This window comes from Paenisporosarcina quisquiliarum (assembly GCF_027563315.1).
GTDB classification, from domain to species: domain Bacteria; phylum Bacillota; class Bacilli; order Bacillales_A; family Planococcaceae; genus Paenisporosarcina; species Paenisporosarcina quisquiliarum.
Genome location: NZ_JAMKBJ010000016.1, coordinates 1 through 14,426, shown reverse-complemented (window position 1 = coordinate 14,426; position 14,426 = coordinate 1). Strand labels below are relative to the sequence as shown.

General features: G+C 38.0%; 15 protein-coding genes. 9 read left to right on the top strand and 6 right to left on the bottom strand.

Annotated features, from left to right (window positions below; genetic code table 11):
* Positions 1-228 precede the first annotated feature (228 nt).
* The 4 genes from M9R32_RS14355 to M9R32_RS14340 all read left to right on the top strand — a co-directional run bounded on the left by M9R32_RS14355 (position 229) and on the right by M9R32_RS14340 (position 3,588).
* On the top strand, positions 229-1,422 hold the full coding sequence (locus tag M9R32_RS14355) for a DUF4317 domain-containing protein (protein ID WP_269927436.1): 1,194 nt from the start codon (positions 229-231) through the stop codon (positions 1,420-1,422).
* Between the two features lie 250 nt (positions 1,423-1,672).
* Positions 1,673-1,894 carry a DUF1540 domain-containing protein gene (locus M9R32_RS14350; protein WP_269927435.1) on the top strand — a complete coding sequence of 74 codons (222 nt, stop codon included), beginning with the start codon at positions 1,673-1,675 and terminating at the stop codon, positions 1,892-1,894.
* 461 nt (positions 1,895-2,355) lie between these two features.
* Positions 2,356-2,691, top strand: coding sequence for a DUF378 domain-containing protein (locus M9R32_RS14345; RefSeq protein WP_269927434.1), 336 nt, complete (start codon positions 2,356-2,358; stop codon positions 2,689-2,691).
* A gap of 174 nt (positions 2,692-2,865) precedes the next feature.
* Positions 2,866-3,588, top strand: coding sequence for a sulfite exporter TauE/SafE family protein (locus tag M9R32_RS14340; RefSeq protein WP_269927433.1), 723 nt, complete (start codon positions 2,866-2,868; stop codon positions 3,586-3,588).
* Between the two features lie 103 nt (positions 3,589-3,691).
* Here M9R32_RS14340 and M9R32_RS14335 read toward each other — a convergent pair whose 3' ends face one another.
* Positions 3,692-4,222: a DUF6143 family protein gene (locus M9R32_RS14335; protein WP_269927432.1), complete on the bottom strand. Its 531-nt coding sequence runs from the start codon at positions 4,220-4,222 to the stop codon at positions 3,692-3,694.
* A gap of 314 nt (positions 4,223-4,536) precedes the next feature.
* On the opposite strand from M9R32_RS14335, the gene M9R32_RS14330 reads away from it, so the two are divergent.
* Complete coding sequence (locus M9R32_RS14330) at positions 4,537-5,778, top strand: MFS transporter (protein ID WP_269927484.1); 1,242 nt, start codon at positions 4,537-4,539, stop codon at positions 5,776-5,778.
* A gap of 137 nt (positions 5,779-5,915) precedes the next feature.
* Here the strand turns inward: M9R32_RS14330 and M9R32_RS14325 are convergent, their stop codons facing one another.
* A complete protein-coding gene (locus M9R32_RS14325; RefSeq protein WP_269927431.1) occupies positions 5,916-6,515 on the bottom strand; it encodes an SET domain-containing protein in 600 nt (199 codons plus the stop codon).
* 292 nt (positions 6,516-6,807) lie between these two features.
* Here M9R32_RS14325 and M9R32_RS14320 point away from each other — a divergent pair, with 292 nt between their 5' ends.
* Together M9R32_RS14320 and M9R32_RS14315 are read left to right on the top strand one after the other, a co-directional pair.
* The gene (locus M9R32_RS14320; RefSeq protein WP_472924567.1) at positions 6,808-7,305 is read left to right on the top strand and encodes an LURP-one-related/scramblase family protein; all 498 of its coding nucleotides are present in this window, start codon (positions 6,808-6,810) and stop codon (positions 7,303-7,305) included.
* Between the two features lie 325 nt (positions 7,306-7,630).
* A complete protein-coding gene (locus tag M9R32_RS14315) occupies positions 7,631-9,187 on the top strand; it encodes a malate:quinone oxidoreductase (protein WP_269927430.1) in 1,557 nt (518 codons plus the stop codon).
* 152 nt (positions 9,188-9,339) lie between these two features.
* On the opposite strand, the gene M9R32_RS14310 is transcribed toward M9R32_RS14315, so the two are convergent.
* A complete protein-coding gene (locus M9R32_RS14310) occupies positions 9,340-9,888 on the bottom strand; it encodes an ECF transporter S component (RefSeq protein WP_269927429.1) in 549 nt (182 codons plus the stop codon).
* A 212-nt stretch (positions 9,889-10,100) separates the two neighbouring features.
* Between M9R32_RS14310 and M9R32_RS14305 the strand changes: the two genes are divergently transcribed.
* Positions 10,101-10,679 carry a histidine phosphatase family protein gene (locus M9R32_RS14305; RefSeq protein ID WP_269927428.1) on the top strand — a complete coding sequence of 193 codons (579 nt, stop codon included), beginning with the start codon at positions 10,101-10,103 and terminating at the stop codon, positions 10,677-10,679.
* A 75-nt stretch (positions 10,680-10,754) separates the two neighbouring features.
* On the opposite strand, the gene M9R32_RS14300 is transcribed toward M9R32_RS14305, so the two are convergent.
* Positions 10,755-11,246, bottom strand: a complete 492-nt coding sequence (locus M9R32_RS14300; RefSeq protein WP_269927427.1) for a hypothetical protein — start codon at positions 11,244-11,246, stop codon at positions 10,755-10,757.
* 175 nt (positions 11,247-11,421) lie between these two features.
* On the bottom strand, positions 11,422-12,195 hold the full coding sequence (pgeF, locus tag M9R32_RS14295; protein ID WP_269927426.1) for a peptidoglycan editing factor PgeF: 774 nt from the start codon (positions 12,193-12,195) through the stop codon (positions 11,422-11,424).
* Positions 12,196-12,468: 273 nt separating this feature from the next.
* Here pgeF and M9R32_RS14290 point away from each other — a divergent pair, with 273 nt between their 5' ends.
* Entirely contained in the window at positions 12,469-13,518 is a 1,050-nt protein-coding gene (locus M9R32_RS14290; RefSeq protein ID WP_269927425.1) for an LLM class flavin-dependent oxidoreductase, read from the top strand.
* A 279-nt stretch (positions 13,519-13,797) separates the two neighbouring features.
* Here M9R32_RS14290 and M9R32_RS14285 read toward each other — a convergent pair whose 3' ends face one another.
* Complete coding sequence (locus M9R32_RS14285) at positions 13,798-14,166, bottom strand: VOC family protein (RefSeq protein WP_269927424.1); 369 nt, start codon at positions 14,164-14,166, stop codon at positions 13,798-13,800.
* Positions 14,167-14,426 lie beyond the last annotated feature (260 nt).

Genomic DNA, 14,426 nt, shown 5'->3' with positions numbered 1-14,426 from the left:
AATTCAGGTGCCAGTGCAAGAAACTATCGTGATTATTGAAACAATGTGAAAGTGCGACTGGCAGCCACACCTAGACACGTCCCTACGTTGCTCACTCAAGAGTCACTCAATCCTTTCTTCATCTTAAATGTTGTTATAATAAAGAAGTATCTAAAGCTAACCTATAGCTTGGATGCTCTTTTTTTGTAGACAACACGGATTTTAACAGCCAGGGAGTTGGAATTAGAGATGAATAATAAAGATATAGCAGAGATTCGCAAACACTTTAAGATGGATACTGATTTATTGAAAATCGCTGATATTTACAACATATACATCCAGCAGGGAAGCAGTGAGATCTATCATGAGGAGAGCCGCTCATTTTCCTTGTTGGATCGGGAGCAGCAAGAGCTGTTTCTTGCCAATTTTAAAAAGGTTTTAGGCGGGAAAATGGATGTGAAGCTGTTTGAGGTGAAGTTTCAGAGTCAGGCAGAAGAGCAAACGGACCATACGCAAAGACTTTTATATGAAGGACTTCAAACTGAAGATATAGGTGAATGGAAAGCTCATATGCAGAAGATCGCCTTGAAAATGGTTCAGGACAAACAATACGAAAAGGACATGGTCGTCACATTTATTCGTGGGAATTCTTTTAAAACGACGAAGCGCCAGCCTGATGAAACGGAAATCGACATGCGGGATGAAGTGTATAACACTCCTTTTATTCTTTGCAGCATGAATCAAACCGAATTACCGAAAAGTTCATTGGTGTTTGATTTTGGCGAGAAAGAGTTTAAATCGAGCCTGATGACAGATCCCGTCATTAAACTGGCCTCTCCAATTGGTGGATTCCTGTTCCCGAGCTTCACGGACAACGCCGCAGACATCCATCACATCCTTTACTCAGCCAGCAAAGCGAATAAACCGGATTTCCAATTTATCGAAAATGTATTGAACGGCAATGAAATCATGACGGCCGAGGAAGACAAAGCGGTATTTGAAGAAATTGTAAAAGCAGTAATCGGAGACGAAGTAAATTCAAAAACCCTCGCCAATGTATATGATGAAATCAACAGCATGTTAGTGGTAGCTGAAGAATATGAGGACGAAGATGAGAGTGTGCCTACTTTGGATGCGAAAGAAGTAGAGCGTGTGCTGAAGGCGAGCGGCGTAAAAGATTTGAGTACGGAAAAAGTGGAGCGGGCATTTCAACAGGTGGTTGATGACAGAACGTATGAAATGAAAGCAAGCCATATCATTCCAAGTTACGCGTCCAAGTCCATCAAAATCAGTACGAAAGTAGCGAATATTTCAATCAGCCCTCAAGACTTGAGATATGTCAAAGAGGTCAATTACAATGGCAAACGGTGTCTGTTGATCGAGGTGGAAGAAGACACGATGATTGAAGGATTTAAGCTGCTTCCGGAAGAGCTGTTGGAGTAAGGGAGAGATTTGTTTATCTTTAAGCCAGCCAATCAAAGCTATTTGGTTCGCTAACTTTTCATCCAAATTTTTACAGAGTAATATTAAAAAAATACTGAATAGAACCTTTGATCTAGTTATAGATTGAAGGTTCTTTTTAAAATGTACAGCTAATCTTTTTTATATAAATTAAAAACGCTGAAATGGACAAAATAATCTATGAGAAATAACTTCCTGTATTTCTCAAAACATCTCAATGAGGGGGACAGCTATGCCAAATGTAGAAGTGAAATGTACTGTATCAAATTGTAATTTCCATTCAAAAGGGAATGTTTGTGGGGCTGAAAAAATTGAAATAGATATGGATTACCACGCAAACCCAAAAAATACAGAGTTTGCTTCTGAATTTGATTACAGCACTATTAGTGAAGAAGCAAGCCGTTCTGCAGATACGTGCTGTAAAACGTTCAAACCTAAAGAAGACCACAATTAGTATTAAGTAATACTGTAGTGTGGCCAAATTATTTAGGTTTAGTATGGGCAGCTGTTTACTAAACATTGAGACTGAGGGGACTAAAGGGAATCATCTCTTTAGTCCCACTTTTATGAAGTAATAATAATGGGGAATTTAAAAAAGAGACAAGCTAAATGAATTACGTTCATTTTCATAAGTACTTTCCGAAGGCGCAGTTTGAGTATTTTACTTGTAATTAATATAAAAATGTTTTTTAAATTAACCATGTCGTTTTAAGATCTATCTTCATTTGATAAATATGTATTAAATAGCGTTTTTGGCTAAAGATAAGTACGAATCTAAGCAATTATCTGTAAGGTATTTTTGGTGTTGCGTCGTTCCTATTCAGTGAGTGAAACAACTGATGTAAAGTAGCTGTTCAAAACTGCTTACGGTAATTACGGATTCAAATATATTTTAATCGAAGGAGGAGTTAATGTATGAGTATGCTTTCACGGATTGCGCTAGCTCTAGTTATTATCGGTGCACTGAATTGGGGGTTGATTGGACTTTTTCAATTTGATTTAGTAGCAACGCTATTTGGTGGTCAAGATTCATTCTTATCAAGAGTGGTCTATGGTCTTGTAGGGATTGGTGGTCTGATATGTCTAGGTCTATTATTTAAGCCAAATGAAGAGATCGACACGGTTACCGACCGACCTTCACGTTTCTCCAATTCTAATTTAAGGACAGAATTCGGCGAGGAACCAGATTTTACGAAAGAGCAGGACGTTAAGTCGAAAAAGACGAACCGTGGTATGGATCACGTAGATTAATTGCAACAAGGACAGCCGCCTGTCTCAGGTGGCTGTTGCAAGTATTGAACGAACAGAGTGTAGAATGGGTTTTAGAGAGCCGAGTAATTAATGAAATGTTAAAATAGTTATAGAAGAGATACTGTTTATAAACGGTATCTTTATTTTTTTGTAATAGAGGGAGCAGGTATTTTTATGGAGCTAGTAGCATTTATTATCATTATTTTAGTCGCTTCCGTACTTCAGACGAGTACAGGATTTGGATTTTCTATTCTGGCTACTCCGTTTCTTCTTTTAATTTTTAAACCATTTGAGGCCATTCAAATAAACTTAATATTGTCTTTAATAATATCGAGTGCATTAATTATGAAAATTAGAAAGGATATCGACTATGGAGTCCTAAAAAGGTTTGTGATAGGAAGTATTACGGGTCTACCCATTGGAATTGGAATCTTCGTGTTAATAAATATAGATAAAATAAAGTTAGGAGTTAGCGTTATTATCTTGTTATTAACAATCATGCTGATCCTTAAGTTTCGAATTAACCAAAATAAAAAGAGAGATATACTTGTAGGTGGACTCTCAGGTTCACTCACAACGAGTATAGGTATGCCCGGACCACCATTACTATTATATTTTTCAGGTACAGATACTCAAAAAGAAAGATTAAGAGGTACTACACTAGCCTTTTATTTATTTATATATTTTGTTAGTTTAATCATCCAAGTGCTTTTTGCTGGAACAAATAAGACAATTTGGGTATCAAGCTTATGGGCGGTACCATTGGTATTTGCAGGATTGTATTTGGGACAACTATTATTTAAACGGATTAATCAAGATGTTTTTCGAGTATTTACATATATCATCTTATTGTTTACAGGTATTTACTTGCTGATTGATAGTTTAGGATTATTGTAATTAAAGTGATTGGAATTTATAATTCTTTAACAAATAAAGTTGAAAGAAAAACAAGATGTGATTCTAATAATACAATTAGAATCACATCTTGTTTTTTGTTTTCTTACTTTTGCTCAAACCAACCGAATGCGACTTCCGCTTTAACAATTTCATTATTAGGTGAGACTAAAAGTATGACAAATGAACCGGAAGATGGGAAAATGAATTTTCCATCTTCATCACTCGCTAAAGTACTTTGTGGTGGGACAATGCGCTTAAATGCATTTACACCTTGCTTTGGAAAACCGTCGATAAGTTCTGCAAATGCGATTTTTACTTTCGGCTTTGGAAGAGGAGAAAGCGTTGTATTTGCAGGTGTCACCTTATTCGAAATCATTGGGTTTCCGAGAGGTTCCGGATTAAACCAAATTTGAGCTACGATCGGTGTATTAGAATGATTTGTGATGGTAAATGCATTAACATATAAATCTACATCTGAATTAGAGGGATTAATTAAACCACCCCAAGCATTTTTACCTTTTCCTAAACGAATCTTTTCAGTCTCTCCAACAAAATATCGTCCCTGTAAAGATTGATATAATGGGTTAGGTATGTTGACAGATTTATTAAAACGGTCATGACCAAACATGGACATTAGATTTTTCACTCCTTTCTAAAGTTTATGTAGATAGGTAGTGAATGTCTGGACAATAATAACTAAACCTCATTTAGAATTGTGCTGAGCCTTATCCTAAGCATAGGCAGTAAAAAATAAAACGATAATTAATGATCAAAAAAATTTTTTAAGTAATCATAACCCCCAAATACTAGGCATACTGAAATAGTGACCAATTCGGGAGTTTCACACCACAACTCGGAAACATTAAGCAAATGAAGAACAGAGAAATTAAGAAGGAAGAGGAAGCCAGATCTAATTCAGGCTTTCTTAAATTGGAGATGAATTAGATGATGAATCAACCCAAAATTGGAATAAAGGAAAATATTTTTCAATTTCTTTTGTTAGTAGTAACTAACCTATTTGTTGGATCGATGGTTGGGATTGAACGAACGGTTTTACCAATATTAGGTGAAAAACAGTTTGGTTTAGCCTCAACAAGTGCTGCACTATCTTTTATTGTTAGTTTTGGCTTTTCCAAAGCGGTTGTAAATTACTTTGCAGGACAAATCGCAGATAAGTTCAGTCGAAAAAGAGTGCTCTTAGTAGGTTGGATAATAGGTTTATTTGTACCCATTCTTATTATTTTTGCACATGCTTGGTGGGTAATCGTTTTTGCCAATATACTTTTAGGTATTAATCAAGGGTTGACATGGTCTATGACGGTCAATATGAAAATAGATCTTTCAAAGCCTAACCAAAGAGGGACGGCAGTAGGATTAAATGAATTCGCAGGATATTCTGGTGTGGCACTATTAGCAGCAGTGTCAGGTTATGTGGCATCGTCTTATTCGTTAAGGCCAGAACCATTTTATACTGGTATTGGAATTGTCATTGTTGGGATCATATTAACTTTGATTGTAAAAGACACAGGGCAACATCTAAAAGTTCAAATTCAAAATAATTCAACCATTAAAGCCCATGAAGAGCTATCATCCAAAGAGGTCTTTAACTTAACAACATGGAAAGACAAAAATCTCTCAACAATCAGTTTCTCAGGTTTATCTACAAATCTAAAAGATGGTATGGCATGGGGGCTCTTTCCAATCTATTTTACGACAGTTGGGTTAAGTGTCAGCGAAATAGGTACAATAGTGGCTCTGTATCCTGCTGCATGGGGATTCTTTCAATTATTTACAGGCGTTCTAAGTGATAAAATGGGTAGAAAAAAACTAATTACCTATGGAATGTGGACACAAGCAATAGCACTTTGGTTCATACTAATTGTAAACAGTTTTTTCTTGTGGGTGATTGGCGCAATATTATTAGGTTTAGGTACTGCGATGGTGTATCCAACATTACAAGCCGCGATTGGTGATGTCGCCGCTCCTAATTGGCGCGCATCTTCCATGGGCGTATATAGATTTTGGCGGGATAGTGGCTACGCTTTTGGTGCAATATTTGCAGGTATTATAGCGGATTTAATGGATGTAACATGGGCGATTGGACTAGTAGCTCTACTGCCTTTCATCGCAGGAATACTATCTAGTATACGTTTGAATGAAACACTAAAAGTGAAATCACAAAACAACTAACTTTTATATTCTATTGCAAAAGTATCACCCCGAACGTTTCAATAAAACGTTCGGGGTTTTTATAATTTCAACGTCTTTTATATGAACGGTACTTTCTTATTTGGAGCTCTGGTTATATTCTTTGCAAACTTTAAAATTTATTTTTCACCTTCGCTATCTTCAAATATAGTAAGGATGGAATCTAGTGGTTCTGTTCCATCAGCAATCGCATTAACTTTATCAATATATTGCGTGTTTATTAAATGTCTTAGCGGTTGTTCCACAACCTTGAAATACTTGAACGCCTCGATTGCCATCTCATCCCACTCTGCATAATAAATTAAGTAGTCGTCTGCAGTCACTTTTGTTCGAGATGAACCTTCTTCAGATATACATTCAAACTCTTCATCATCACCCATTGCGCCATAATCGGCTGTTAATTGTTCTCCAGGTTGAATGTCCCGCGCAGCTAACTCAAAATCATATGCTGTATCTACACAATTTGGATTGAAGCTGTGATTTAAATACCTTGCATGATCCCAGCAAAGAACGAATTTGCCGTCATCATCTTCATAGGCGTATTTATATACATAATCTTTTCGGATATCATCAAGACTCTCAATATATGCTTCATCAAGAATCGTATCCAAATCATCTTTAATCCAAACAATGGTTCCTTTTGGGATTAACTTTGTTGCGAACACACCAACGCCAATTTCCTTACTTACATATCGAATTTCTGTATCTGGATGCATCATTTTAATCGCCCTTTCTAAATACTTAGCTAAAAAAGTACCCAACCCTTTTCATAAAAAAAAATAACCACTGTCAATATGAGTATGCGAGTACATTAATCTTGACTTAGTTTTATAACCTAATAATTAATAATTTTTTAGAAACGAAAAGAATGAAAACGTCTAATAAGTGGTTTTTATAAATTGGTATTGTATAAGGCTAGGTGTCATATTTCTATTAAGAAGGCATTTTTATGGAATGTGTTGAATATTAAATAAGGTTAAATTTCGATCTTCAGAATATAGGAGGGATAGGATGAAGCAATTTTACATAAAGCAAAAAGTATTTAGTCTAAGTGGTAAATTTACGGTAAAAGATCAGCAGGAGAAGGATGTTTATTATGTGGAAGGCAGTTTTATGCAAGTGCCAAAGACTTTCTCTATTATGAATACAGCTAGACAAGAAGTGGCCCTCATTACGAAAAAGGTGTTCAGTTTTTTACCTAAGTTTTTTGTTGAAGTGAATGGTCAAGAGGTGTTAACAATTAAGAAGGAGTTTTCCTTCTTAAAAGCACGCTATACGATTGATGCGGCAGGTATTGACGTACATGGAAACTGGTGGGAGATGGATTTTCAGGTGTTACAGCACGGGGAAGTTATCGGTAAAGTGAGCAAGGAGTGGTTCACTTGGGGCGATAGTTATCAAGTTCAAATATTAAATGAAGAGATGGAAACCATCATGATTGCACTCGTTGTCGCAATCGACTGTGTGAAGGCTGATCAAGCAGCTGCATCCTCAGCAGCTATAACGTAAAGTAACTAACCGTAATTAGACTAGTCATGGAGTACCTAATAACAAGAATCTGCAAACCAAAGCTTTAGCCTTCCTTCAGAAGGATGAAGCTTTGGTTTTTTCTGTGTTCCAAGAGAGTATATAAGGACATCTCCCTTTTTATCTTCCTATAAATAGCTTATACTTATTAGGGAATAGTAGATGTTTTAATGTTTAAATTATTGTATTACACTTGATATGGATATGATTAAAACAGAAAAGGTGTGTGACTAGGTCTTGCCTGGTCTTAACTTCTAACAGAAGTGCCTACATTCTTTCTGCAATTTAAGGTATAAGGATGGTAAAAATGAGCATTAGAGAAACTAATACAGACGTTATCTTAATTGGTGCCGGAGTCATGAGTGCGACTTTAGGGACACTTTTGAAAGAATTAGCACCTGAATTGAAAATTACAGTGTTTGAAAAGCTCGATAATGCAGGTGAAGAAAGCTCGAACGAATGGAATAATGCAGGAACAGGCCATGCCGCTCTTTGTGAGCTTAACTATACAAATGAAAAACCTGATGGTTCAATAGATATTAGTAAAGCGATTAAAATTAATGAACAGTTCCGCTTGTCAACGCAGTTTTGGTCACACCTTGTAAAGAACGGACTGATTAGTAATCCGGAAGACTTTATCATGCCTTTGCCTCATATGAGTATGGTACAAGGGGAGCAAAACGTGGAGTTCTTAAAGAAACGTTTTAAAGCGCTCTCAAAAAATCCGCTGTTCCAAGGGATGGAATATTCTGATGATCCAGCAAAACTGATGGAATGGATTCCGCTTATTATGCAAGACCGTCCATCCAAGGAAGCGATCGCGGCAACAAAAATCGACTCAGGAACGGATGTTAACTTTGGTGCTTTAACGCGTATGATGTTTGATCATTTACTGAATAAGGATGTTCGCATTAAATATAACCATAATGTTGATAATTTGTACCAGAATGGCGATGGTTCTTGGGAATTAAAAGTGCGTAATGTCTACAGTGGCATCGTAGAACACCATAAAGCAAAATTCGTCTTTATCGGAGGCGGAGGTGGAAGCGTGCATTTACTGCAAAAATCCGGTATTCCTGAAGGGAAAAATATTGGCGGATTCCCGGTAAGCGGTTTATTTTTAGTGTGTAATAATCCAGAGGTTGTTGCGCAGCATCATGCCAAAGTATACGGAAAAGCTAAAGTTGGTGCTCCACCAATGTCAGTTCCGCATCTGGATACACGTTATATCGATAATAAAAAATCATTGCTTTTCGGTCCGTTTGCTGGCTTCTCACCAAAATTCCTGAAAACAGGTTCAAATCTTGACTTGATTACCTCAGTAAAACCGGACAATGTCCTTACGATGTTGGCAGCAGGTGCAAAAGAGATGTCATTGACAAAATACCTGATCCAACAAGTAATGTTGTCCAAAGAAAAGCGCATTGAGGAGTTACGCGAGTTTATTCCGAACGCCAAACTCGACGATTGGGATACAGTGGTAGCGGGTCAACGTGTGCAAGTAATAAAAGATACTGAAGCTGGTGGCAAAGGAACGCTTCAATTTGGTACGGAAGTTATTACTGCCGCTGATGGCTCTATAGCTGCCTTATTAGGAGCTTCTCCAGGTGCGTCTACAGCGGTTCCCGTTATGCTTGAGGTACTTGAAAAATGCTTCCCACAACGTTTCCAAGAGTGGGAACCGAAAATTAAAGAAATGATTCCTTCTTATGGCGTTTCATTAATAGAAAATCCAGAGCTACTGGACGAAATTACTGCTTCAACAAATGAAATTCTTCGACTAAACGAAATTAACGAGTCTGCAGAGATTTTGGATATAGAAGTTGGGGAATATGAAGAAGTGATTGAAAAAACAGAGGCTTAAAACATACTTAGAACCTTCGATCTTAGATTGAAGGTTCTTTTTCTCAATAATAGGCTATGGTGGATCTTAAACTAAACTTTAATGAAAAAGAAGAAGGAGAACGCATATACGTAGCGTTCTCCTTCTTTTTTTGATTGAAAATGAGCGGAACTTTACTTCTTAAAAAAAGAAATCTTTTTCAAAGCCACACAAACAGGAATAGCTACAATAATCCCCACAACATTTTGCACGAGATTTCCAGGAATAGAGGCCACTGGTGCAATCCAGTTACCGTAAAGAACCCCTTCGCAAAGGTAATATACGGCTAACATCACAGGAACAGAAATGATTACCCCAAGTAGATTGAAAGCAACACTCGTACCATTTCGTCCATTTGACCAGGCAATTTTTCCAACAATGTATCCTTGTAAACCACGAGCCACAATGGTGAAAGGTGCCCATAACGTCCAACCAGCATATAAGTCGAATAGCCCCATCCCAACAGCCCCAGCAATAGCTGCTTTTTTAGGACCAAATAAGAAGGCCGCAATGAATAGCATAGCTGTTCCTAGATGAACTAAACCGCCATTTGCCGTAATCGGTAGTTTAATATTCAATAAGAGCGTAGCAACGAATACGAGTGCAATTAACATGGATGTTAGAATCAAACTAAATGTTTGTGTTCGTGAACCTGTATAACTCTGTGCTTGTGCTTTTTGCATAAAAACCATCCTCGCTTTTTAATTTCATTGATAACATTAGCAAAGGACTGGCATATTTAAAAGTATCAGTTTAACGCAAAATGTAGGGGTCAGATTGCTATTCCGAGATTGATTCGATATCTTTTTCAAATTCTAATTCCTTATTTCTCGGAGTAATATAATGAACACGCCATAATTCATCACTTACATAATCAGTAATCTAAAAGCGTTACATGGAAGGAGAAGATGGTCTGGAAAATTCAAAGTCATTGCTTGATTCCCTGAGAGACGGTGGATTTATATTTTATGTAAGACACGGTGAGGCAACGGTTGGAGAAGATCAACCAAATTTGAATTTCCAAAATTGTTTTACCCAAAGAAATCTTTCTGAAATGGGGAGAAGCCAGGCTATTTACTATGGAGAAATTCTTCGGTATATGAGAATACCTATTAGTTATCCTATTATCACAAGTCCTTTTTGTAGAACGATAGAAACCGTACAGTTGGCGTTCGGAAGTGGGAATGTTAAAGCAGATCCCTTCTGGGTTGAGATATATAAGTTGAGTGGAAATCTAGTAAGTGAGGAAAGAAAAAGAACATTAGATAATCTTCAGTCACTGTTAGAAATTCAACCAGAAGAGGGAAGGAATAAGGTTATTATCGCTCACAGTTTTCCAAAAGGAATTGGTTTGGGACAAATTTCAGACATGGAAACAATAGTTGTTAAGCCTTTAGGACAAGGCAAAGGTTTTAAAGAAATAGCTCGGTTATCGTTAGCTGATTTATATGATTTGTGGCGTTTCGGAGTGTAGGAAGATTCCTTTACCTTAAAACCAAAAGAAGCCATGTCAGAAATAAACCAAAAAAAAACCGCAGAAGCGGTTTTTTTAACACCAAACAATAACCCAATAGGGCGTTGTCTGCGCGGGGATACTTCTCGTAGTGGGACCGTAGCTAACGATTAGGTTTCGATTCGCAATACTTTTAGTGAAGGGTTGCCCATTTCTCAATGAAATCGGAGTGAAAGGGGAAAGATTTAATTGTAATTGCCCATCTCGGCTGACCAATTGGTTATTAAAGTAGTCCACTTTGATGTTTTGATAAGGATCGTCTTTCACCACGATAAGTGCCCGATATTGCGGCGGGTAAATAAGAGGAACTGGAGCATCTCCATCATAGTATCCAGTTATTGTGTCACCAACAGAAACCATCTCCTGGTTTACAAAGTAAGTGGAGGGTGAAACTACAAAATTAACTGAAGCTCCCGCGCCATTGTCAACCGACATCAACGTATAGCAACCTTCCCCTTCACCGTTCGCACCTATTATAAAATCACTAATTTCCGTAACCGTTCCCCGGAAAGAAAAAAAATTGACCAATCTTGTACCTCCATCGCTAGGAATTATCTCTTATGCTATGCATCCGCTTAGCGGGATGTGAATTGTATATACGTTGTCAAAGATATCGGAGCATGAAGCAATGGCGCTCCTTAACCAAAAAGCACATCAACGTTTAGTTTGATGTGCTTTTAAAGTCTATTCTGTTATTCGTATATTATTCCAGGTCAGTCGCTTTTCTCATAATAAAACTCAAATGACGACCGCTCTGTCTATCTTGGCGATAGGAGAATCCATCTGGACTTACAAATGTGCACATTCGGTCCATGGTAATTTGCTCAGATGGGATGCCTGCCAGTTCACATTGCCTTTTCACCGTTAACTGATTATCAATGTGATACTTATTGGTATTTTCGTTGAAATACATGAAATCATCAGCATAGCCGAGGTATTTGAATTTTAAATACACGTCTTCATCGACTTCAAACTTTTCCTGGCTTAGTGCTGGACCAATATGGACATGTAAATCATGCGGATTGCAGTTTTCCACCTGTGTTAAATGCTCAAAAAGTTTTAAAGTTATTTCTTTGACGGTACCTTGCCAGCCCGAGTGTATTACGCCAATAAGGCCAGTCTCATCATTGTGAAAAATCACTGGGACACAATCGGCTGTGAAGCTACTTAACAAGATATTAGGCTCATACGTATACAGGGCATCTGTATCTGCAATGGCGGTATCAACCTGCTCGGCGCCTCGCCCTTTATCTTCAAGCGTTACTTGGTGGAAATTCGAGCTATGTGTTTGAGTGGCACAAACGAAATCATCCAAATTACAGGTTAAGTAAGCAGCTAATTTTTTACGGTTTTCCACTATGTCAGCCGTAGTTTGACAGGCGTGGAGAGCCATATTGTTGTGCTCCAATTCGTCTCCATCTTTCAAGGTCATCCCTGCAATTAACTTTTCAGTGTTTACGTAAATGTTTGTTTTCATATCATCACCTGATTTTACTATATAGTAGTGTTCTGCTGATGTATAGGGACACTCTGTTTTCAATAAGTGCTCAAATTCCCCACAAGTAATCGGCCATAACTTTTACAAAAAAATTCACGAGGATAGGTTTTCTCTACAAAGTTAGCAAAAATACCATTTCCTCCATCCACAAACTTCAGAAATCCTTCGAAAGGTAAATATCTCGAAAATGAAGTATATTAAAGAAAATAAAAATATCTGAGAAAACGGATGATTACATAGGAGGATTTAAAAATGGAGATAGGAATCAGCACTTTTGTAGAAACCACACCTGATATCAAAACGGGTGAAGTAATCAGCCATGCACAACGCCTGCGGGAAGTCGTGGAAGAAATTGTGCTTGCCGATCAAGTGGGCTTGGATGTGTTTGGGGTAGGGGAGCATCATCGTCATGATTTTGCGGCATCTTCTCCAGCCGTCGTGTTGGCAGCCGCCGCTTCACAGACAAAGCGGATCAGACTGACGAGCGCCGTAACGGTACTTTCCTCTGCAGATCCAGTGCGTGTATTTCAAGATTTTGCAACGCTTGACGGCATATCGAATGGGCGTGCGGAAATTATGGCTGGACGGGGGTCTTTTATCGAATCCTTTCCGCTGTTTGGCTATGATTTAGAGGACTATAACGAACTGTTTGAAGAAAAGTTGGACTTGCTGCTGAAATTGCAGAAGTCCGAATTCGTAACCTGGTCTGGAAAGCATCGTCCTGCCATTCATAATGTGGGAATATATCCGCGTCCTGTTCAAGAACCTTTGCCTATATGGATTGGAAGCGGGGGTAATAGTGAATCGGTCGTCCGCGCAGGACTATTGGGGCTGCCGCTGGTTTTGGCAATAATAGGAGGACGCCCCTTGCAGTTTGCCCCACTTGTTGAGCTCTATAAGAAAGCGGCGGCTAAGGCAGGTCATGACGTATCCAAATTACCGATTGCGTCCCATTCACACGGGTTCATTGCAGCCGATAATGAGACAGCTGCAGATAAATTTTTCCCACCGACCCAGCAAGTCATGAACGTCCTTGGACGGGAGAGAGGCTGGGGTCATTACGACCGTGCGGCATTTGATGCAGCTCGAAGTTTTAAAGGGGCATTGTATGTAGGGGATTCGGAAACCGTTGCCCAAAAGATTATTCACCTGCGCAAAAACGTAGGCATCACACGGTTTATGCTGCACGTACCTGTTGGAACAATGCCACATGCCGATGTAATGAATGCCATTGAACTGTTCGGGAAAGAAGTGGCACCAATTGTTCGGGAAGAAGTCGCGAAGTGGGAAGCAACGCAATAAGCTGATGGGTTCCATTCCATTTGTGGAAAGGCATAGAGTACAAGAAAGGCATAGAGTACAAAAAGAAAAAAATAAGGCTATGTTAAAGTTATAGATTGATTATGTAAAAATAAATGCACTTGGAATGTATCTCCAAGTGCATTTATTTGAATGTCTTATTTTACTAAAGCCCTCGTTATTTGAACAAGACTTATTGTAGTGTTGACTTATGTTATGTAATAAAATAGTTACCACAAAAAAGTTGCTCATATTACAGCAGCCAAAATTATAAATTAAAAATTAGTTATGTACTTGAAGTTTGTTTCCGTTTGGGTCATAAAAGTAAAAAAACTGATGCCCTTCATCTTCTTGTATGGATTCTACTTTTACATCTTGACTTACTAAATATTCGTAGAGTTCATTAATATTTGGAGTTGTGAAACCAACAGAAAATTCTGCTTGACCACTTTTGAGAAAGTGACCACGGGAATTCTTATCTGCTTCTACTAATACTAATAATGGGCCTGTTTCAAACTCAAAAACAGCTAAGTCATCTCTGTTAAATCTTAATTTGAACCTTAAACATTCTGAATACCATGCAATTGATTCACTGAGATCGACAACTGGAATTCTAAAATAATGGATACCATTGAATAGAGAATTACTCATCTGTTCCTCCTATAGTAAATTTGACTCTGTATATTTCTCTAATCTTATATAAAAATCCTTTATTAAAATCCTTTATTTTATTGAATGTTTTAGCACAGTTCGACCACACTACGCTTCTTCAACTAACCTGCCCCGTTCGTATTATAAGGTCAGCCAGATATTTCTGGTTGACCATTTTTTATATAGTTTTATTATATCAGTAGCCAGGGTAGAACGTATCTGCCCGTGGGGCTAGACCCCGTCAACTAAACCGTTCGCCC